20 protein-coding genes are annotated in these 19,461 nt (G+C 48.1%); 7 read left to right on the forward strand and 13 right to left on the reverse strand.

What is annotated here, in order from left to right; genetic code table 11:
- Positions 1 to 77 precede the first annotated feature (77 nt).
- The 4 genes from cshA to LBCZ_RS12115 form a co-directional block, all read right to left on the reverse strand.
- The gene (cshA, locus tag LBCZ_RS12100) at positions 78 to 1,589 is read right to left on the reverse strand and encodes a degradosome RNA helicase CshA (RefSeq protein ID WP_025013796.1); all 1,512 of its coding nucleotides are present in this window, start codon (positions 1,587 to 1,589) and stop codon (positions 78 to 80) included.
- A gap of 306 nt (positions 1,590 to 1,895) precedes the next feature.
- A complete protein-coding gene (locus LBCZ_RS15975; protein WP_162483685.1) occupies positions 1,896 to 2,072 on the reverse strand; it encodes a hypothetical protein in 177 nt (58 codons plus the stop codon).
- A gap of 194 nt (positions 2,073 to 2,266) precedes the next feature.
- Positions 2,267 to 3,655, reverse strand: a complete 1,389-nt coding sequence (locus LBCZ_RS12105) for a UDP-N-acetylmuramoyl-tripeptide--D-alanyl-D-alanine ligase (RefSeq protein ID WP_039640078.1) — start codon at positions 3,653 to 3,655, stop codon at positions 2,267 to 2,269.
- Positions 3,656 to 4,268: 613 nt separating this feature from the next.
- Positions 4,269 to 5,027 carry a hypothetical protein gene (locus LBCZ_RS12115; protein WP_025013794.1) on the reverse strand — a complete coding sequence of 253 codons (759 nt, stop codon included), beginning with the start codon at positions 5,025 to 5,027 and terminating at the stop codon, positions 4,269 to 4,271.
- An 85-nt stretch (positions 5,028 to 5,112) separates the two neighbouring features.
- On the opposite strand from LBCZ_RS12115, the gene LBCZ_RS12120 reads away from it, so the two are divergent.
- The gene (locus LBCZ_RS12120; RefSeq protein WP_032959070.1) at positions 5,113 to 5,754 is read left to right on the forward strand and encodes an SMI1/KNR4 family protein; all 642 of its coding nucleotides are present in this window, start codon (positions 5,113 to 5,115) and stop codon (positions 5,752 to 5,754) included.
- Positions 5,755 to 5,765: 11 nt separating this feature from the next.
- On the opposite strand, the gene LBCZ_RS12125 is transcribed toward LBCZ_RS12120, so the two are convergent.
- Positions 5,766 to 6,443: a DUF2238 domain-containing protein gene (locus tag LBCZ_RS12125; RefSeq protein ID WP_025013792.1), complete on the reverse strand. Its 678-nt coding sequence runs from the start codon at positions 6,441 to 6,443 to the stop codon at positions 5,766 to 5,768.
- Positions 6,444 to 6,538: 95 nt separating this feature from the next.
- Here LBCZ_RS12125 and LBCZ_RS12130 point away from each other — a divergent pair, with 95 nt between their 5' ends.
- The gene (locus LBCZ_RS12130) at positions 6,539 to 6,967 is read left to right on the forward strand and encodes a hypothetical protein (RefSeq protein WP_025013791.1); all 429 of its coding nucleotides are present in this window, start codon (positions 6,539 to 6,541) and stop codon (positions 6,965 to 6,967) included.
- A 353-nt stretch (positions 6,968 to 7,320) separates the two neighbouring features.
- On the opposite strand, the gene LBCZ_RS12135 is transcribed toward LBCZ_RS12130, so the two are convergent.
- Both LBCZ_RS12135 and LBCZ_RS12140 read right to left on the reverse strand, forming a co-directional pair.
- Positions 7,321 to 7,572 (reverse strand): type B 50S ribosomal protein L31, encoded by a 252-nt coding sequence (locus LBCZ_RS12135; protein WP_025013790.1) that lies wholly within the window; start codon positions 7,570 to 7,572, stop codon positions 7,321 to 7,323.
- 96 nt (positions 7,573 to 7,668) lie between these two features.
- A complete protein-coding gene (locus LBCZ_RS12140) occupies positions 7,669 to 8,928 on the reverse strand; it encodes a UDP-N-acetylglucosamine 1-carboxyvinyltransferase (RefSeq protein WP_039639933.1) in 1,260 nt (419 codons plus the stop codon).
- A 281-nt stretch (positions 8,929 to 9,209) separates the two neighbouring features.
- On the opposite strand from LBCZ_RS12140, the gene LBCZ_RS12145 reads away from it, so the two are divergent.
- Positions 9,210 to 10,667 carry an ISNCY family transposase gene (locus LBCZ_RS12145; RefSeq protein ID WP_041084794.1) on the forward strand — a complete coding sequence of 486 codons (1,458 nt, stop codon included), beginning with the start codon at positions 9,210 to 9,212 and terminating at the stop codon, positions 10,665 to 10,667.
- A gap of 393 nt (positions 10,668 to 11,060) precedes the next feature.
- Here the strand turns inward: LBCZ_RS12145 and LBCZ_RS12150 are convergent, their stop codons facing one another.
- The 3 genes from LBCZ_RS12150 to LBCZ_RS12160 all read right to left on the reverse strand — a co-directional run bounded on the left by LBCZ_RS12150 (position 11,061) and on the right by LBCZ_RS12160 (position 13,953).
- Positions 11,061 to 12,665 carry a CTP synthase gene (locus LBCZ_RS12150; protein WP_025012785.1) on the reverse strand — a complete coding sequence of 535 codons (1,605 nt, stop codon included), beginning with the start codon at positions 12,663 to 12,665 and terminating at the stop codon, positions 11,061 to 11,063.
- A 244-nt stretch (positions 12,666 to 12,909) separates the two neighbouring features.
- Positions 12,910 to 13,455, reverse strand: a complete 546-nt coding sequence (gene rpoE, locus LBCZ_RS12155) for a DNA-directed RNA polymerase subunit delta (RefSeq protein WP_052253387.1) — start codon at positions 13,453 to 13,455, stop codon at positions 12,910 to 12,912.
- Between the two features lie 51 nt (positions 13,456 to 13,506).
- Entirely contained in the window at positions 13,507 to 13,953 is a 447-nt protein-coding gene (locus tag LBCZ_RS12160) for a YwiB family protein (protein ID WP_010490984.1), read from the reverse strand.
- Positions 13,954 to 14,095: 142 nt separating this feature from the next.
- On the opposite strand from LBCZ_RS12160, the gene LBCZ_RS12165 reads away from it, so the two are divergent.
- The gene (locus tag LBCZ_RS12165; RefSeq protein ID WP_025012787.1) at positions 14,096 to 14,920 is read left to right on the forward strand and encodes a lipoate--protein ligase family protein; all 825 of its coding nucleotides are present in this window, start codon (positions 14,096 to 14,098) and stop codon (positions 14,918 to 14,920) included.
- A gap of 128 nt (positions 14,921 to 15,048) precedes the next feature.
- Positions 15,049 to 16,401, forward strand: a complete 1,353-nt coding sequence (locus tag LBCZ_RS12170; protein WP_010490976.1) for an HD domain-containing protein — start codon at positions 15,049 to 15,051, stop codon at positions 16,399 to 16,401.
- A gap of 11 nt (positions 16,402 to 16,412) precedes the next feature.
- Here the strand turns inward: LBCZ_RS12170 and LBCZ_RS12175 are convergent, their stop codons facing one another.
- Positions 16,413 to 16,865, reverse strand: a complete 453-nt coding sequence (locus LBCZ_RS12175) for an NUDIX hydrolase (protein WP_025012788.1) — start codon at positions 16,863 to 16,865, stop codon at positions 16,413 to 16,415.
- 71 nt (positions 16,866 to 16,936) lie between these two features.
- Here LBCZ_RS12175 and LBCZ_RS12180 point away from each other — a divergent pair, with 71 nt between their 5' ends.
- A complete protein-coding gene (locus LBCZ_RS12180; protein WP_025012789.1) occupies positions 16,937 to 17,986 on the forward strand; it encodes a YdcF family protein in 1,050 nt (349 codons plus the stop codon).
- 90 nt (positions 17,987 to 18,076) lie between these two features.
- On the forward strand, positions 18,077 to 18,457 hold the full coding sequence (mscL, locus tag LBCZ_RS12185) for a large-conductance mechanosensitive channel protein MscL (protein WP_025012790.1): 381 nt from the start codon (positions 18,077 to 18,079) through the stop codon (positions 18,455 to 18,457).
- A 109-nt stretch (positions 18,458 to 18,566) separates the two neighbouring features.
- Here mscL and LBCZ_RS12190 read toward each other — a convergent pair whose 3' ends face one another.
- Positions 18,567 to 18,992 (reverse strand): hypothetical protein, encoded by a 426-nt coding sequence (locus LBCZ_RS12190; protein ID WP_025012791.1) that lies wholly within the window; start codon positions 18,990 to 18,992, stop codon positions 18,567 to 18,569.
- A gap of 85 nt (positions 18,993 to 19,077) precedes the next feature.
- Positions 19,078 to 19,407 carry an ASCH domain-containing protein gene (locus LBCZ_RS12195; RefSeq protein ID WP_025012792.1) on the reverse strand — a complete coding sequence of 110 codons (330 nt, stop codon included), beginning with the start codon at positions 19,405 to 19,407 and terminating at the stop codon, positions 19,078 to 19,080.
- Between the last annotated feature and the right edge of the window lie 54 nt (positions 19,408 to 19,461).

Raw genomic sequence — 19,461 nt, forward strand, 5'->3', positions numbered from 1 at the left:
CCGAGACGATATCAGCCTCGGTGCCTGTTTTATTTTAACCGTCAATTTTCGTGTTAGGAACTTTGACTCGTGAAAGCTTATTCGCCTGAACGAATTTTGAAGTTACGTTTGACATTCTTACGTTTGTCGCCGAAGTTGCGCTTCTTGTCATAGTTGCGCCGGCCGTCACGGTTGCCTTGATAGCCACCTTCGCGCCGCTTAGCTTTGTAGCCGCCTTTATAACCGCCGCCACGATTGTTTCCGTGGCCGTGATTGTTGCGACCGCGATGTGGCAGTGGCCGTTCTGGTGTGATTTTGACCGGAACCGCGCTGGCATCATCCGGGCTGACTGCTTTAAGGTATGCAGAAACCAATTGCAGCGGGGTGTAGTTTTCCAAAAGCGTTTCCGCCATGGCTTCATACTTTTCAGTGTCGTTGGCTTCGACTTGTTCTTTGATCGTGGAGAAGCCACTGGAAATCTGGCCCATCAACGCTTCTTCAGCGGTTGGCGGCTTCATCGGCAACATCCGCTTCTTCGTCAAGTCTTCGATCGTGTGCAGGTATTCAATTTCATTTGGTGTGACAAATGTTACCGAAACCCCTTTGTGTCCCGCACGACCGGTCCGACCGATACGGTGCACATATGAATCAGGATCTTGCGGAATGTCATAGTTATAAACATGCGTCACGCCAGAAATGTCCAACCCACGGGCCGCAACATCCGTCGCCACCAAAAAGTCCAATTGGCCGCTCTTGAATTGGCGCAAAACGCTCATGCGCTTTTGCTGCGTCAAATCACCATGAATCCCTTCAGCCCGATAACCACGAGCTTTCAAGCCGCGGGTTAATTCATCAACGCGCCGTTTTGTCCGGCCAAAAATCAATGCCAGATCAGGATCCTGAACGTCGAACAAACGCGTCATCACATCGAACTTTTCATAGTCCTTTGCGCGAACATAATATTGTTCAACGGTGTCAGCCGTCAGCTCTTTAGCCTTAATCTTAACAACGACCGGGCTCTTCATGAACTTGTTGGTCAAGCGCATGATGGCTGCCGGCATGGTGGCAGAAAACAGCAAGGTCTGACGTTCTGTTGGCATCTGTTCAACGATCTTTTCAATATCGTCAATAAAGCCCATGTCGAGCATTTCGTCGGCTTCATCCAATACCAAGGTATCAAGATGTTCCAGTTTCAAGGTGTGACGCCCGATATGATCAAGAATCCGCCCTGGGGTTCCGACCACAATTTGTGGGTGGTCAGCAAGCTGACGAATCTGGCGGCGAATATCAGCACCACCATAAACTGCTTGCACCTTGATCTTCTTGTCGCGACCTAAACGATAAAGTTCTTCTTGGGTCTGAATCGCCAATTCCCGGGTTGGGGAAATGACCAGTGCTTGGATACTCCGGTCAGCTTTATCGATGTGTTGCAGAATCGGCAAGCCAAATGCTGCCGTTTTCCCGGTACCGGTCTGTGCTTGACCGATCACATCTTTGCCTTCCAGAACCAGTGGGATCGTCTCTGCTTGAATCGGGGTCGCTTCTTCAAAACCTGACTGTGCGATTGCCTTTAAGAGATCATGATCCAAACCTAGTTCTTTAAACTTCAAATGAGTTCCTCCTTGAGAATTCCTGCACGCGTTTACCCAAGCGTGTTTTCAAGGAATCCGCGGGCATCACGTGCATTTTCAGTAAATGACAAAAAAACATATCTCAACAACAATAGCACGTTCACAATTGAAAAACAAGAACGAGTGTCATTGCAGAATTGTGGTGGTAATGGACTTACAATTTTCGACCAAACGCGGCGGTGTCGCGATGATAGCGCTTTGATACTGGGGTATGGCTGTTTATTTCATGAAAATTTACAAGATAATAGGGAGGCCGCACTATAAGTTAGTAAGAATTGTTATAGTTTAGTGAATTCTAAATGATCTAAAAAGCTTAGGCAATAAGTCCCGAGCCGTGCCAAACTCCGCAATCTCCGACCAGCTGGGGCTGGAACGCTGTGACGGCGCTTTGAGCCAGAAAATCGCTGTCTCAAAGTCGCCTAACAACATCAGCGACAGAACCGGTCGCTGTGTTGTTTGCACGGCTGAGCCCCATCTGGCCTACGATTGCTACGCTTTGGCACTGACGACTTAATAATCTTAATGAATTTGTCCCCCCGGAAAACAAAAAGGCGAGCATACTCTCTGCGGTTGGAGAGTATGCTCGCCTTTTTAGTATGAACCAGTCTCTTACTCGATGCTTTCAATTAGACTTTCGTTTAGAAAATGAGCCTGTGTCAAGCGTGACCCCCAGCGATCAGCGCTGCCAAAACCGTTTCCAGATGCAAGCCGTGACTTGCCTTTAACAGCACCATGTCGTCATGGCCGACGTCATTTTGCAAATCGCGAATCATCTGGTTTTTGGCTGATAGCGGGTAATAATGCAGGTTATCGGGTGAATACTTGTCGGCCAAGGCATCGGCCAGTGCGTGCATCTCCGACCCATATAGATAGACAACTTGCACTTCATGAGGATCAAGGGCATCGGCCAAGCCTGCATGCAGCGCCTGGCTTTGGTCGCCAAGTTCCAGCATGTCGCCTAACACTGCGATGTGCCGGCCGGTTGCCGTAAATTCACTAAAGTCGCGGATCACAGCCCGCATCGCCGTTGGATTGGCGTTATAAACATCACTGAGAATTTGTTCGCCGGCATCGCCGATCAGCCACTGCGTCCGATTGGCAGTCACCTGAAAATGCGCGAGTGCTTTTTGCATGACCTCGGGCTTCACATGAAATTGCCGACCGACAAGCAGCGCGGCCAATGCATTCACTACGTTATACTCGCCCATAATCGGAATCGAAAAAGTCAGATCTGGCCACTGTTCAACCGTAAACTCGGTATGATTGCGATGGCCGTTAATGGAATGTGCAAACAAGGTATTTTCCGGATGCAACCCAAAAGTCTCCTGCTTTTGAGTAATCTTTTTGGCACGTTCCATAAGCAATGGCTCATCCCCGTTATAGATAAAAGTACCGTCTTCTTTCAGTCCATCGGTGATTTCCATTTTGGCATCGGCAATTTTAGCGCGGGTTTTGAAAAACTCGATATGTGCTTCGCCAATCATGGTGATAACTGCAACATCCGGTTCGGCCAAAGATGACAACGCGTGCAACTGGCCCGGATGATCCATGCCCATCTCAAGGACCAGCACTTCGGTATTGGGCTCCATACTCAAAATCGTCATCGGTACGCCAATTTCGTTATTATAATTGTCTGGCGTTTTCACAACATGATATTGCGTCGCCAAAATCGCCGCCGTCATATCTTTAGTCGTTGTTTTCCCGTTGCTACCGGTAATGGCAACAACTTTGGGATTGACCTTCATCAACAAGTAATACTGGGCCAGCTGTTGCATGGCCGTCAGCGGATCCGGAACAACCAAGGCGGCCAATTTAGTTTTGATCGGTGCATGATCCGCCGCAACAAAAGTCGCCACCGCCCCCGCAGCAGCGGCAGCCGGAATAAACTCGTGACCGTCACGTTCACCTTGTAAGGGAACAAATAACATCCCTGGCTTCAATCGACGCGAATCAAAGGTCAGTCCAGTGACCACGCGCGAACTATCCGCTTCAGAAAGCGGCTGTGCTTTAACGACACGCGCAACCTCTGCCAATGTCATTTTCATCATTAACTCGACTCCAATTCTTAAACGTAGAGCGTGAGCTGGCGCGCTTAGGAGTCGGAGTGTAAGTGGCCTTGAGCGTGATGGCCCGGGCCTAGGCCATTGCCGATCAAGGTCCTTACACGCAGACTCCTGCGCCAGCAAACGCGTTTCAACAAGAGCGTGAACCAGCCCGGTTAGAAACCGGAGTGTAAGTGGCCTTGAGCGTGATGGCCGCTCTTTGGCCATTGCTCTCAGGTCCTTACACGTAGGTTTCTGGGCTGGTGAACGCGTTTCAACAAGAGCGTGAGCTGGGCCGGTTAGAAACCGGAGCATAAGTGGCCTTGGGCGTAATGGCCCGACCTTGGCCATTGCGACCAAGGTCCTTATGTGCAGGTTTCTGGCCCAGCGAACGCGTTTTCAACAAAGCGTGAACCGGCGCGCTTAGAAGCCGGAGTGTAAGTGGCCTCGGGCGTGATGGCCGCTCTTTGGCCATTGCGACCGAGGTCCTTACACGCAGGCTTCTGCGCCGGTGAACGCGTTTCAACATGCAGAAAAAAGGCCACATCAACCTTTTTCCAGTCAAACATATTCATTATAAGCAGGAAACTGCCCTTTTGCAGGCAGTTTCTTAAAGTTACGCTTTTTTGGCAGTTTCAGTCGGCACCATCTGCCACTGATTTTTCTGGCGCATCAAGACCAATTTACCAAGCTTCCGAACGGCATTGTCAGGAAACGCGCTATCCGGAATAAACCGATTGCTTGGCTCCAGTAACGGAATCCTGATTTGTTCACGGGAAAACCGCACATTGCGAAAATCAAAAAGCACCCCCTCCTCCATTAATGGGAACAGCTGGGTATAGGCTTCATCTGACAAAGGTGAAAAGTGTTGTTGCCTCAACCGTAACCAAAACGGCTGCTCGTTGGCAATGCGTCGCAAATATTTGTTAATCGCTGCGGCCAAAAAGGCTTCAAACAACGTCTCATGCCGCAAATACATGTTCACCATGCCATTACGCAACGGCAAGTAAACCAATTCATTTTGTAGTTTATAATAAAAAGGTGAACTGAGATGCGTTTTGACATGGCCTAAGTATAGCAGTTCTGCAATCTCGTTAGGGGTCAGTTCCTGCAAAAAACGCGGACGGGCATAATCTAACCAGCAACAAGTCTGACCCTCTTTACTTCGCAGAAACTCACGCACTTGATCCCGTCCGTTAATAATATTAAACCAAGTATGTGGATCAATCTGTTCCTGTTCGTTAACCGGTGGCAATAACAGCAAATGACTTGGGATTTTTTGCTGACTGTTCAGCAAATCACTTGCCGAAATACCATAAGTCAAAAATAAATGTGCCAACGGTTCGTGATGAACATAAATCATTGCGTTTCGCATGATTAAAACCCCTTATAACTCCCACAACCATTATACGACTTTCAGCGGCATTCTTGACCTTCCAATCAAAAAAGGAGTTCTGCACATGTTACCCTGGCCAAACAAGATCCCACAACCTAATTTACCAACAATTCCACATACTGACCTCATACCTTCGACTTATTTTTCCACGATTAAAACCGGTTGCCTGCCAAAAAGATGGTGGTTGCCAACTTCGGAACCAACCAGTGATGGCCTGGACGGTGTTGGTATTCACGCCTTCGGAACACCGGGAGCCGCCATCACTGCAGACGATCTACCAGCAGACTTTTTGCCTTTCGCTCATACCGGTCATCAATACTTCGGCTTTGATCTGAGTCATGACCCGCGACGGATTCGTTACATTGATACCGAAGTCGACCAATGGCTCACCGTTGCACCTGATTTTGATACGTTTCTCAAACAATTGCAGCCACATCCGGTTCGTCTACCTGAACTACCTGTCCATCCGCAAGTCTTTGGCCACATGGCGGTCATTGCTACCGCCGCCGATTGGCCTGCCTTATTCGATCACGCGCGGACGTTTATGACCGGCGCGGAGCTTGGCCCGTGGCTCGTTTGGCTGGCAACCTCGGATGAGTCAGCCAAACGTCAGGCCGCCGCCGAGGAATATCATTTTCTTAGCCGTTATCAGCCAAACTTTCTCACGCCGAATACAACAATCGAGTTGCAAAAATTGTTGTCCTGAGTTAGTTTCCTTCATTGTCGCTTACCGCGATCTTCGGATTGGAATTTAAAAGTATCTAACCACCGCAAGTCGCGTTTAATGCCAAAATACCCAAACACCGCCAAGCCTAGCGAGCCAAAGAAGTCCATGAACAAATCGCCCATGGTATCCATCAACGCGGCCCGACCGCGCAGCAACACGCCACCTGCCGCCATGTACCGTTGCATATTCATGCTCAGCAAGCCGTCAAACGTAAATTCATAAAATTCCCACAATACGCCGATGGTTGTACCAAATGCGAGCGCAAATAACGCCATTAACAAAGGACTCGTCGTCGCTAACCGTTTTGCGGGCGTTAACGCTGCAAAAATGGCAAAGCCCAACCCAGCTAACATGGCCGCGCTGAAGAGATTCTCGAACTTGTCCCAATATGGCACGCTGTAGCACTGCAACCCCGTACCTAACAAAACGCTCAACAAAATAAAAATTTCAAAAAAGTAAATCAAGAGCGGCGGAAACCGGAAATGCCACCAGTGTTCCATTAACCTAGGCAGACTGACAATTAAGATTCCTGACGCAACTTGCGCCAGCAACATTGCCTGCCCATGGAATAATGGCCGCCCACTTATGAAAAGCCCGCCGACAATCAGCAGGTAAAGCAGGTCGCCACCGATATTTAACCAATATAAAAAATTCGATCGTTTAGTCATGACGTTTCCTCTTTTCCTCAAAGGTTCCAGGCACCGATGCAATTAATATGTTTTTGTAAGCACTTGGTGTAGACTCAGCTTTAGGAGGTGGTCCCATGCCAATCAAAACGTTGCCTGAAGATCAACTGGTCGCCATGAGTCAGTCCGTCGTCAAAGAAGTCGCCCAAGCGTTTGCCTTTCCTTATTATGTCAATGATTTAACGCATGACGCAAATTTTGACACCGATCACACTGCAACCAAGCTCGAATTCGAGCTTACGCTGCTAAATGATCCCGACCCTGATCGCACGATTAGTTTTTACAGCGATGCGGATGCTGACCCGATTATGGGCGGTGCCGCATCGGCGCAAGTCGTTGTAGCAGCCCGCATCACATTTATTTATCTGAATGACGGATATAAAGATTCTTATCTCATTATTATTCACGATGGCAAAGTCGTTCAAAACCTCAAGCTAGAACAACAAATTCTCTCGGGTCCTGAAGTCGAGGACTTGATCGAGCACGTCATCCCTAACGCCAAATAAGTCTAAGAATAAAAATCGAAAGCGGCTAAGTCTGGCTGCTTTTTATTATTGCTTACTAATATTGGCGGACTGAGGCATCGCTGGGCACAATACCAGACATCGGGTTGCGCCATTTTCCCCAATAAAAAAACCACCATAACGGTGGAAAAGTTTGGGGGAACTTTTTTGGGAGTGTAAGTTAATGTGTAAGCCTAAGGCAGAAATACCTCCGCCTCATTGACATCAGTATAACAAGTTCTTAACGACTCCGTGATTCCATTTTCGACAAGTTATCCCTTTAATTAATAAATCGACTTATATTATTATAAGTTATCGCTAACAAAAAAGCAGCCCAACCGGACTGCTTTTTGTTATTATTTCTTATCCAAACCGTACTTCTTGTTGAACCGGTCAACCCGTCCATCGGCCTGCGTGAACTTCTGCTTGCCGGTGTAGAACGGATGAGAATCAGACGAAATTTCTACCCGAACCAATGGGTATTCTTTGCCGTCTTCCCACTTGATAGTTTCTTTGGAAGTCTTGGTGGAGCCGGAAATAAATTTAAAGCCAGTTGCTGAATCCATGAAAACAACCGGATGATAATCTGGATGGATGCCTTGCTTCATAATCAATTACTCCTTTTGCCCTAAATCATTGCCTGATCTAGAGATACTATGACTACAACTCTAATAGTCTATCACGCGCAACCTATAAACGCAATCTCAATCAATCAATTCGACATCCGCGCCTAAACCGCGCAGTTTCATCACAACCCGATCATAGCCGCGCAGGATATTATCGACCTTGGTGATCGTCGTTGTCCCTTCAGCCATCAACCCGGCAATCATGAGACAGGCGCCGGCGCGAATTTCCTCAGCCACGACCTCGGTTCCCTGCAGATGATCGCAATGATGCAGGATGATCACATCATTTTCAATCGTAATGTCCGCGCCCATCCGCAATAATTCCGGTATATGGCGGACACGTTTAGGGTAAATTGTATCAATGATGAGTCCTTCACCATGGGCTTTTAACATCAACGGTGTAATTGGCTGTTGCAAGTCGGTTGCAAATCCCGGGTACGGCATCGTTTTGATTTGGACCATTTTTAAATCGCCTGACGGATAGACAAAAATGCTGTCCTCACCCACGTCCATGACGACGCCCATTTCTTCCAATTTAGCCAAAAAGGCGTCTAAATGTTCCGAAATAATGTTCTTAACTTTAACGCCTTCGCCAACCGCTGCGGCCATGGCCAAATAAGTACCGGCTTCAATGCGATCAGGGATGATGGTGTGCGAGTTGTGTGCTTCAAGCGTCGGCACGCCGCTAATCCGGATCACATCCGTACCGGCACCCCGCACCTTGGCGCCCATATTATTTAAGTAAGTCGCTAAGTCGATGATTTCCGGCTCTTTAGCAGCATTTTCGATCACCGTGCGGCCTTTCGCCGTCACTGCCGCCAAAATCACGTTAATGGTGGCGCCAACCGAGACCATATCCAAGAAAATCCGGGCACCGTGTAGACCTTCAGCAGGTGCTTTAATCGCCATTGCACCGTGTTCATTACTCACGGAAGCCCCTAACGCTTCAAACCCCTTAATATGTTGATCAATCGGCCGCGGACCGATATCATCGCCACCAGGCAATCCAACAATGGCTTTCCCAAACCGCCCTAATAACGCCCCCATAAAATAATAGGAAGCGCGCAGACTCTTAATCTTACCGTTTGGCAACGGTACATCGTGAATTTCTGTTGGATCAATCGTCAAAACATTTTCGGTAAAATCAGATTTGACGTTCATATCATCCAAAATGGCCATCAAATTATAGACATCCTGGATGTGCGGCACTGAATCGAGTGTCACCGGGGTGCGCGACAAAATTGCAGCCGGAATTAAAGCAACCGTGCTGTTCTTCGCACCGCCGATCACAACTTCACCGGACAATTTCTTTCCGCCGTGGATCAGCATTTTTTCCATTTGACTTAAATCCTCGCTTAAGGTCGTTCATTTCAAGTAGGCTGAAGCTGACCTGCATCTTTTGCTTCAAATATAAAACGCGATTTCTGGTAGGCAAGCCCATGACTCATCCGCCATGCACTCAATATACAAGTTTAATGAATCTAAAAGGAAAAAACAAGGACCAAAAGGAGAGAGCGTGAACTGGCTGTCGACCGCAAGCGATATTGTCTTAAGTAAGCAGTTAGCCAAAGTGTCACAAAAACTGTAACCTCTTAGAAGATACATCTAGGAGGAATCACATGAAGAAGGTTGTCTTAACAATGAAAGAAGAAGAACGTTACCGAGTCATCAAAGCAGTGGTCAATGGTAAGACCTCCGTGCAACGCGCAGCCGTTAAGCTCAAGCGCTCCGAACGAACCATCTACCGACTGATCAAGCTTTACAAGCAACAAGGCAAAGACGGCTTTATCCATGGTAATGCCGGCCGTGAGCCTGCCAACAAACGCAACGCGCAACTCGAACGCCAGATCATTCATCTGTACACCAACAAGTATGCCGGTTTCAACATCGCTCATTTCCACGAGTTCTTAACCACTGCCGAACAAATCGCCATCTCCGAATCCTCACTCCGGCTCTTATTCAGACACCACCACATCCTTTCACCCAAAGCCCACAAGGCCACGAAACGTCGGGTCAAGCGTGAGTTAAAAGAGAAAGAAAAGAAGGCCAAGCTCCTATCCAAACGTGATGAAGCCACCTTGTCAGCCATCGAGGTCGTTGAAAACATCAAAGCCCATCCAGAACGTCCTCGGAAACATTATTCTGGTGAACAGGTACAAATGGATGCTTCCTGGGAGTATTGGTTTGGTACTCAAAAAACCACCTTACACGCAGCCATTGATGATCAGTCCGGGAACGTTGTCGGCGGCTACTTTGCCAAACAAGAAACACTCAGCGGCTATTATCATGTGTTTGCCCAAGTCCTTCGCGATTATGGCGCTCCAGCAGAATTCCTAACGGATCGGCGCACCGTGTTTAACAGCAACAAAAAAGAGGGCTCACCTTCGACCGAGAACCCTCTTACACGTTTCGGTTATGCCTGCCAGACACTTGGAACAGAACTTTCGGCCACCAGTATTCCGCAAGCCAAAGACCGTATAGAACGTCTTCTGGAGACTTTTCAAGATCGGCTCACAAGTGAACTGCGGTTGCATAACATCACCACAATCGCAGATGCCAATCGGTTTTTGGTCGGCTTTATCAAGCGTTACAATGACCGCTTCGCATCTACCATCAAAAGTAGCATGTCGATGTTTGAGAAGCAACTAACACCCAAGGAAATTGACAATATTTTGATCATTGCCAATGAACGCAGCATCGGCCACGGACATTGTGTTCGCTTTGATAACAAACGCTATCTGCCACACCGGAATGGCGAATTGGTTTACTTACCACCGCATACAAAGGTCTTAGTCATCAAAAGCTTCACGGGCAGACTTTATATGACCACTGATGATGACCAGGTGTACGATCTTTTCTGTGTGCCAAAAGAACAGTTCATGTCAGCCAAATTCGATCTTACACCAGCTGCGGCACCAACTCCTAAACGAACCAAGAAAATCCCGGCAATTACGCATCCGTGGCGCCGCACCAACTATCGCGATTACCTTGATTCTCTTGGCATTAACAGGACAAGGGTTAAACAGTTGGTCGCCGAACGATATCCATACAAGAATTCACAAGCGATTCAAGTCTAATCAGGATCATCTCGCGTCCAGTTTTCGGACGCATGTTTTATGGAATTTACTGTCAAAGTCGAAAATCGCTTGACAGGACCAAAAGGAGAGAGCGTGAACTGGCGCGGTTAGAAGTCGGAGTGTAAGCGGCCTCAGGCGTGATGGCCCGGTCTTGGCCATTGCGACTGAGGTCCTTACACGCAGACTTCTGCGCCAGTGAACGCGTTTGGAGAGAGCGTGAACCGGCGCGCTTAGGAGCCGAAGTGTAAGTGGCCTCTAGAATCAAATGGCTGGGCTTTGACCATTTGAGTCTAGAGGTCCTTACACGCAGGCTCCTGCGCTAAGCTTTGACCAAGCCACCGCAACAAAAAAGCCGCCCAAAGCATCCCGCTTCAAGGCAGCAATGATCAACGATTAATTTTTAAAATCGCCAGCCGATTGGATAAAGGCCTTAAACAAGCCTTCAGGTTTATTCGGACGTGACTGGAATTCCGGGTGATACTGGGAAGCAACAAAGAATTTGTTCTTCGGATATTCAATGATTTCCATCAAGCGGTTGTCCGGGCTAACACCGGAAAATACTAAGCCTTTGTCTTCCATCGGCTTGCGATACTTGGTGTTGAACTCATAGCGATGACGATGACGCTTCTGGATTTCATGAACATTGTCGTACGCCTTAGCTGCAACGGAACCAGGCTTAAGCACGCATGGATAAAGGCCAAGCCGCAGCGTCCCACCGAGGTTCTTCACGCCAACCTGGTCGCGCATCAAGTCAATGACCGGATCCTTGACATCAGGATGGGTTTCGGTCGTACCGGCACCTTTAAGTCCCAAAACATTCCGGGCAAATTCGATTGATGCCATCTGCATGCCGAGGCAAATGCCTAAGAATGGAATATCATTTTCGCGCGCGTAACGAATAGCCGCAATTTTACCTTCTAAGCCGCGATCGCCGAAGCCGCCAGGAACCAAGATGCCATCAAAGCCTTGCAGCAGGCTTTCGACGTTATCATCATTGACATCTTCTGCTTGGAACATTTCCAAATCAATATCGGAGTCCCAATAATAACCGGCATGTTTGAGCGCTTCGGCAACGGAGATATAGGCATCTTTTAACGCAACATATTTACCGACCAACGCAATTTTGGTGTGGTGGGTCAAATGCTGAACCTTATGCTCAAGTTTCATCCACTCAGTCATATCAGCGGCCGGTACATCAAAGCCAAAATGATCAACGACGATCTGATCCATTTTTTGCGCCTGCAATGCTAACGGAACGGAGTAAAGCGTTTTGGCGTCTCGGGATTCAATCACGGCATTTTCCGGCACATCGGTAAACAACGCGATTTTCTTCTTCATGTCTTCCGTGATCGGCTTTTCGGTCCGAACAACGAGCATGTTCGGCTGGATACCGATGCTGCGCAGCTCTTTGACACTGTGCTGGGTCGGCTTGGTCTTCATTTCGTCGGCTGCCCGCAAATAAGGCACCAGACTGGCATGGATGTAGAAAACATTATCCGAGCCGACATCGCGCTTCATCTGCCGAATTGCTTCGAGAAACGGCAAGGACTCGATATCGCCAACCGTTCCGCCGATTTCCGTGATGATCACATCGGAATCGCTGTGCTTAGCGGCGCGCATGATCTTCTCTTTAATCATGTTGGTGATGTGGGGGATTACCTGAACGGTCGCACCAAGGTATTCGCCGCGGCGTTCACGTTGCAAAACTTCAGAATAAATCTTCCCGGTTGTGACATTGCTATACTTGTTCAGGTTAATATCGATGAACCGTTCATAATGGCCAAGGTCGAGGTCAGTCTCGGCGCCATCATCGGTGACGAACACTTCACCATGCTGATAAGGATTCATGGTGCCTGGGTCAACATTGATGTACGGATCGAATTTTTGAATGGTGATCTTCAAACCACGATTCTTCAACAAACGACCTAGGGATGCGGCAACGATCCCTTTACCTAATGACGATACGACCCCACCGGTAACAAAAATATACTTGGTCATAGTCAGTCTCCTTTTTTAATAATCGGGAAAAAACAAAAACAAGCTCCCTATTCATACGAACAGGGAGCTTGAACCGTATTGGCTTTACACTTTTGTAAAGCGCCCAAAACGTATATTAACCAATTGTAAGGGACTCGTCAAGTATTAAAGTGAATTGAGTAAAATCAAGATTGGTGCGATCGATCTATAACGCGCTCACCGAACCAAAAAAGCCGCGCCTTTTTAAAGGGCACGGCCTAAACGACTAGTGCTTATCGCTGTCACTGTCGTCATCATCACTATCATCGTCGTCGCTGTCATCATCAGTTGCGGCAGCTTTGCCGATCTTATCATGAAAGCCGGTATGATCATCGTCGTCAAAATCATCGTCATCGTTATCGGCGTCGAGATCTTCATCTTCGGGATCATCGTCGTTGTAATCAATGACATCATCGTCATCGGCTACGTCAGCCAAGAAGGCATTAACCTTCTTGCGCTTCTTGCGACGTGGTACTTCTTCTTCATCTTCCGGATGGTTAACTTCTTCATCGACGGAATCGTATGGATACCAAGCGCGCAGGCCCCAAACGTTATCGCCTAAAGAAATGAAACTGCCATCCACGTTCAGATCCGTGTAGAATTGCGGCAAGCGTTCACGAATTTCTTCGTCACTCTTACCGAGATAAGTCTGGATCTCGTTGGCCAGATCAACGAACGCCATGGTGTCCCCTTTTTCTTCGAGGATCTCATGGGCTACTTCGATCATTGATAATTCTGATTTATCGGCATTGGCAAATGCTTTGAGTTTCAACCGATACACGCCCTTTCCAAGTCTTTACAGTCTGTTTCTTATAGTACACGCTCATGCCTTGAATTGCAATCTTAACCGATAATTTCCCAGATGTTGGTGATTTGCGAACAACTCATACTCAACGTAAATCTCGCCTGCTACCGGATCGGTTGTCATGCGGGCATCAATACGCGGGGTGACTGTCTCCACCGGAATAATGCCATATGGTGTTCGATAGCGCGTCAAAACCCGCTTTTCGTTGGCAAAGAAAAGCTTCAATTGCGTATCGCCATTGCTGCTGCCGCGCGAAAGCTGAATGTCGCCGTCATCGCGCAGTTTCATGGTCACCGGCATACTGGTTCCAGCGTCTTCATCGACTTCTTGATATCGAATATACAGTGCGTTGCCCATTTGAACCAACGTTCCTGGTTCATCAAAAACATGTGTCTCAGTGTCATCACCTTGCGTGACAAACGTCTCAAGGTGAATTTGAATCGGCACTCCTTGTGAAAGATCCATAATGTCAATCCTTTCTATAACGTATTGTACGCTCACGGGTCAACTCGGTCGAGTTTAAGCAGGGAAAATGTCTTTGTGACTGACGTGCCCTGCCACCTTCGTTATAATATAGGTAATCTACTATTAAGAAAGAGGGCGCACGATGGACCTGACGTCGCTGGCTGGACAACAAGCTGCCATTTTCCAACAGGATTTCACCAAAGAAGAAGCTCCGCTCAGCTTTGCCCATACCAATGCCCTGTTAGCACATCCTGAGTTGCACCCACCGCTAATGCTGCATTTTTGGACAGCCGAGCAAACCGTGATCCTTGGAATGCAGGATTTAAAATTACCGCAATTCGGGCACGGCTTGCCAGTCCTCGCCAGTGATCATTACGGCGTCTTTGTTCGTAATTCCGGCGGTTTGGCAGTGATTGCCGATAGCGGCGTCTTGAATGTCTCACTTTTTTTACCTAATGAAGACTACCTATCCATCGACACTGCCTACGATATGATGACCGCTCTTTTTCGAACGGCATTTCCGAGCCTGCCCATTGCCACCAGCGAAATTATTCATTCGTATTGTCCTGGCAAATACGACCTCAGTGTTCACGGGCGAAAGTTTGCCGGGATGGCCCAGCGACGCAATCATGCTGGTGTCGTCGTCATGCTGTATTGCAGCATCTTCGGTGATCAAAATGCCCGGTGCGACTTATTACGCCGCTTCTATCGGGCAGGACATGCCAGCGCCAGTCCACACTTCAAGTTTCCAATTATTCGTTCTGAAACCATGACCACGCTCAGCGATTTGCTGGGTCGTCCGCTGACCCGCAACGAAGCCATTTTAGCACTGTTAAATGCTTTGGCTGCTAATGGCATTGCCGCAGATATGAACTCGATGCCGGCGATTTTACGCGATCCTGCCTACCACAAGGCACTCGCTGCGGCCACTGCGGATCTGCGCAATCGCAATCGTCATTTATCATAACGCGCTCCCCGGCGCAGAAGTACCTTGGTCGCAATGGCCTAAACCCGGGTCATCACGCCCAAGGCCACTTACACTTCGACTTCCAACCGCGCCGGCTCACGCTCACTTAAGAAAGATAGGGGAACAGCATGCAATTTGAAAAATTACCGCGCGAAAAAGTTTTTCGCGATCCGGTTCATAATTATATTCACGTGCAGCATCGCGTGATTCTTGATTTGATCAATACGCCGGAGTTTCAGCGTTTGCGCCGGATTAAGCAGTTAGGCGTTTCGGACTATGTATTCCAAGGGGCCGAGCATACCCGGTTTGCGCATTCGTTAGGGGTTTATGAAATTGCCCGTGAAATGTGCGACAATTTTGTCACGAATTACCCTAGCAAAACGCCGGGAGACGGCCTTTGGGATGATCGGGAGCGCCCCGTTGTTCTGTGTGCCGCACTGCTGCACGATATTGGCCATGGCGCCTATTCCCACACTTTTGAGCATATCTTCAATACTGATCACGAAGCCATTACCCGCGCCATTCTTACGGATCCGCATACCAACGTCAACCGTATTTTGCGCAGTGTTAGTTCCGATTTTCCAGAGCGAGTAGCTTCGGTCATCAACCATACTTATCCGAATCCACAAGTCGTCCAGATGATTTCCAGTCAAATCGACGCCGACCGGATGGATTATCTGTTGCATGATGCTTACTATACCGGAACTAAATATGGTTTGTTCGATTTGTCTCGCATTTTGCGGGTCATGCGGCCTTACTCAGACGGCATTGCGTATGAAGCCAATGGGATGCATGCGGTTGAAGACTATGTTGTCAGTCGCTTCCAAATGTATCAGCAAGTCTATTTCCACCCGGTATCGCGCGGGATGGAAGTTATCTTGTCCCACTTGCTGAAACGCGCCAAGTTTCTTTATGAGTCTGGCCAGTTCGAACCGGGTTTTTCGCCACGATTATTAGTGCCATTCTTTGAACAGTCATTTACCTTAAGCGATTATCTCAAGTTGGATGACGGCGTGCTCAATACCTACTTTACTTACTGGCTCGATTATCCAGACAGCATTCTGAGTGACTTTGCCGATCGCTTTCTGAACCGGCGGCCGCTTAAGTCAGTCACCTTCACCGATCAAACGGCTGAACTGCTGCCGAAACTGCGCCACCTAGTGACAGAAGCCGGCTTTGACGCCCAGTACTACACAGCGGAAAATGACAGCTTCGATTTGCCATACGATCAATATGATCCGGCCTCTGCCAATCCGAAAACTCAAATCGAAATCATGCAAAAAGACGGCACCCTCGAGGAGTTGTCGACTTTATCCCCGTTGGTGGCCGCGCTTAGTGGTCGGGCTACCGGTGATAAACGATTCTATTTTCCAAAAGAAATGCTCGCCACCGAGGACAGCAATCTTTTTTCATCGATTTATGAAAAGTTCCAGCATTACCTACTAAATGGCGGCGTTATTGACCCCCACTTGCACGATTAGCCTCTTCGCCTTCAGCGTTTAGGTTGTTGGGCCAGCCATTTGGCAACGGCCCAGCGATGCGTCGGACGCTTGAGTTCTGCCAGTGCCAGATCGATGGGCATCAGCATCAACGTATTGAACGTTTCCAAGGGATCTTGGACAAATGCCAGCTCATCACAGGCAAAAAAGGTTGCCGGATGGTAATACGCGGTTTGCCGATGGTGGGAATAAAAATATTCTGACGACTTGCCCAGTTCTTTGGTCACGTGAACCGTTGCACCAAATTCCTCAAGCAACTCGCGCGCCAAAGTCGCTTGAGGCGTTTCGCCTTTTTCAACCCCGCCACCCGGTAAAAACAACGCATGGTTCGGGGCTTGTAAAATCAGCAATCGTGCACCGCTGTGGTCCGGAATCACGCCATACGCGCCAATTCGGGTGTGATAATCTAACTTAGGATCTTTTCGACCAAACACTGGATCAATCATATGGCATCCCTCCGCTCTTGATCACATTATACCCTAATCAATTTCTAACCTCTACACAAGGAGTCCTTTCGATGATTGTTCAGGAAACATTATTTGTTTTTTCAATCCCCATCGTGCTGGGAATCATCTTCGCCATCAGCTTTACGGTTGAGCCGCGCCGTCTGATTAATGGCTGGTTGTTCAACCTGTTTGCTGTTGCCTTCTTATTCGCACTGGCATTAGCCATTTTAGGGTCAAGTAATCTTCTGTTGATTTCGGTTACGGGTACCCTCTTCATCATCACAGTGTTGATCGTCATTCTCATATTCACCTTACACTTGTTCTGGCTGCTGTGGAACGCCATCTTGGTTTGGCGGCGTGAAGGCCATTCATTGAGCAACATGCTGACGCTTTACATCGCCATCGGATTACTTTTGCTGGAAATCGCCGCTTCATTCGGACGCCGTTTTATTCCAGAGCCGATCTACATCACTTTAGCTGTTTTCTTCAGCTTCGGCGGTCTGTATGTCCTGTTGACACTTTACAACTTCCTGACGGTACTAATTCTGTATAACCTGCGTCCCCAGCCGCACAATCGCACGTTTCTCATCGTGCTCGGTGCCGGGCTGTTGCATGGTGACCAGGTTTCGCCATTGCTCGCTAGCCGCATCGACACCGCCATCAAGTTTTATCATAAGCAGATTAAAAAAGGCCGCCCGGCTCCGCGAATTATTTTTTCCGGGGGCAAGGGTGGCGACGAAACGATTTCCGAAGCACTGGCCATGCAGCGCTATGCTTTGGGAAAAGGCATCCCTGAAAAGGATACCTTGTTAGAAGACAAGTCAACGACGACGCTGGAAAATATGACCTTTTCCAAACGCCTGATTACGCAGGAAGTCGGCGAAGCACCGTATAAGGCTAGCTTCTTTACCAACAACTACCACCTTTTCCGTGCCGGTATTTACGCGCGCATGGCCGGCATTGATGCCAATGGCGTTGGCGGTAACACCTCCTTTTACTTTCTGCCTAATGCGGTTATCCGCGAATATCTTGCCTTGGTGGTGCTGTACAAACGGCGGCATGCCGTTGCGTTTGGCATTATTGTGTTCATGGCCCTTGCTCAGCTACTGAGGGCATGCTAACCACTGCGAGCCATTCACGTGCAGAAAGGCGGGTCATTTCGATATACTGAACTTGACCGTAACATGTTTCAAACCATAGGAGTGTGAGCGATGTTAAAAGAATTCCAGAAATTCATCATGCGCGGTAACGTCTTGGATCTTGCTGTCGGGGTTATCATCGGGAGTGCTTTTACCGGCTTAGTCAAGTCCTTGACAAAGAATCTGATCAACCCGATTCTGTCCATGTTTGCCGGCAAAACCGATTTGAGCGGTTTGTCGTTCACGCTGTTAGGTGCCAAGTTTACATACGGCGATTTTCTGAACGATGTGATCAACTTTTTGATCATTGCCTTTGTCGTCTTCTTAATCGTGCGCAGCGTCAATCGCTTCCTCCCTGCCAAGCCGGCAAAACCCGCTGGCCCGACACAAACCGAATTGCTTGAAGAAATTCGCGATCTCTTGAAGGACCAGGATGCTAAGGCTAAAAATTAACGGTTGATCATATGAACATCCGTTAGCGGAACAAAAACCGGATCAGGTGAGTTGCAAAGCTCACTTGATCCGGTTTTTTGGTCTTCGCTATTATTCTGCAAAAAGTGTCTCAATTGAGTCGCCGCCAAACGTACTTTAACCATTTGCTGAGCAGCGCTCCGATCCAAATCACCGGGGCAGTCAAAACAAGAAATAACTGAAAAGTAAATCTAACGATGACTGCGCCGACACGATCCATACCGCCGCTTTCTAGTATTGATGCCATGACAGGCGTGGTACTGTAAATGAAATTCTGATAGACATTCATATCCTTTTTCGTTTCTGCGACGTAATCTTTGGTGGATCGACCAGTAGCTGCCAGACGTTGCGCATTACGTTCGATTTTATCGAGAAAATTCGGTGCTGCGCCCAACCAGCTTACTAATAAATAAACGTCGCCGAGTGTCAATCCGAAATTAAGTCCACTCGTTTTTTTCAAGTGGAAAAATAGCGTTAATAAGGCATATGCCGCAAATAATCTGATCCGTTTTTGCATAGGCAACAATCCTATCTCTGACACCAAGGCTGCACAGGTCCATATTTTTGCTATTAGCATACGCCAAAAGACATCATCATGCTGCTCATTCCAAGTGGATCGCTAAAACACCATGTTCGGCTTCCTGCTGTTTCGAATAAATCCGGTAAGTATCACTAACCATCTTAGCCACCGAATCAGTTGGGGCGCTGCCTACGACGATTCCTTGATAATGATCATACAACTGCACGAAACTGACGAATTTTTCAAGTTTAGCAACCTGTTTGCTTAATCGCTGTTGTGTCGTCAAATCTTCAAATACAATCGGGTCGCCCACTCGTAACTGTTGGCGTTTTTGGTCATTCAATCTGATTTCAATAGTTTTGCTGCCTTCTCGTACCAGCTCAAATTGATCGTGCATGAGCCCCATTTTCAAATTGTCACCATCTTTCGTGAAAATCGGTGCGAATCTAAGCTTGTAGCCAAGTTC

This window comes from Lacticaseibacillus casei DSM 20011 = JCM 1134 = ATCC 393, assembly GCF_000829055.1.
Lineage (GTDB): Bacteria > Bacillota > Bacilli > Lactobacillales > Lactobacillaceae > Lacticaseibacillus > Lacticaseibacillus casei.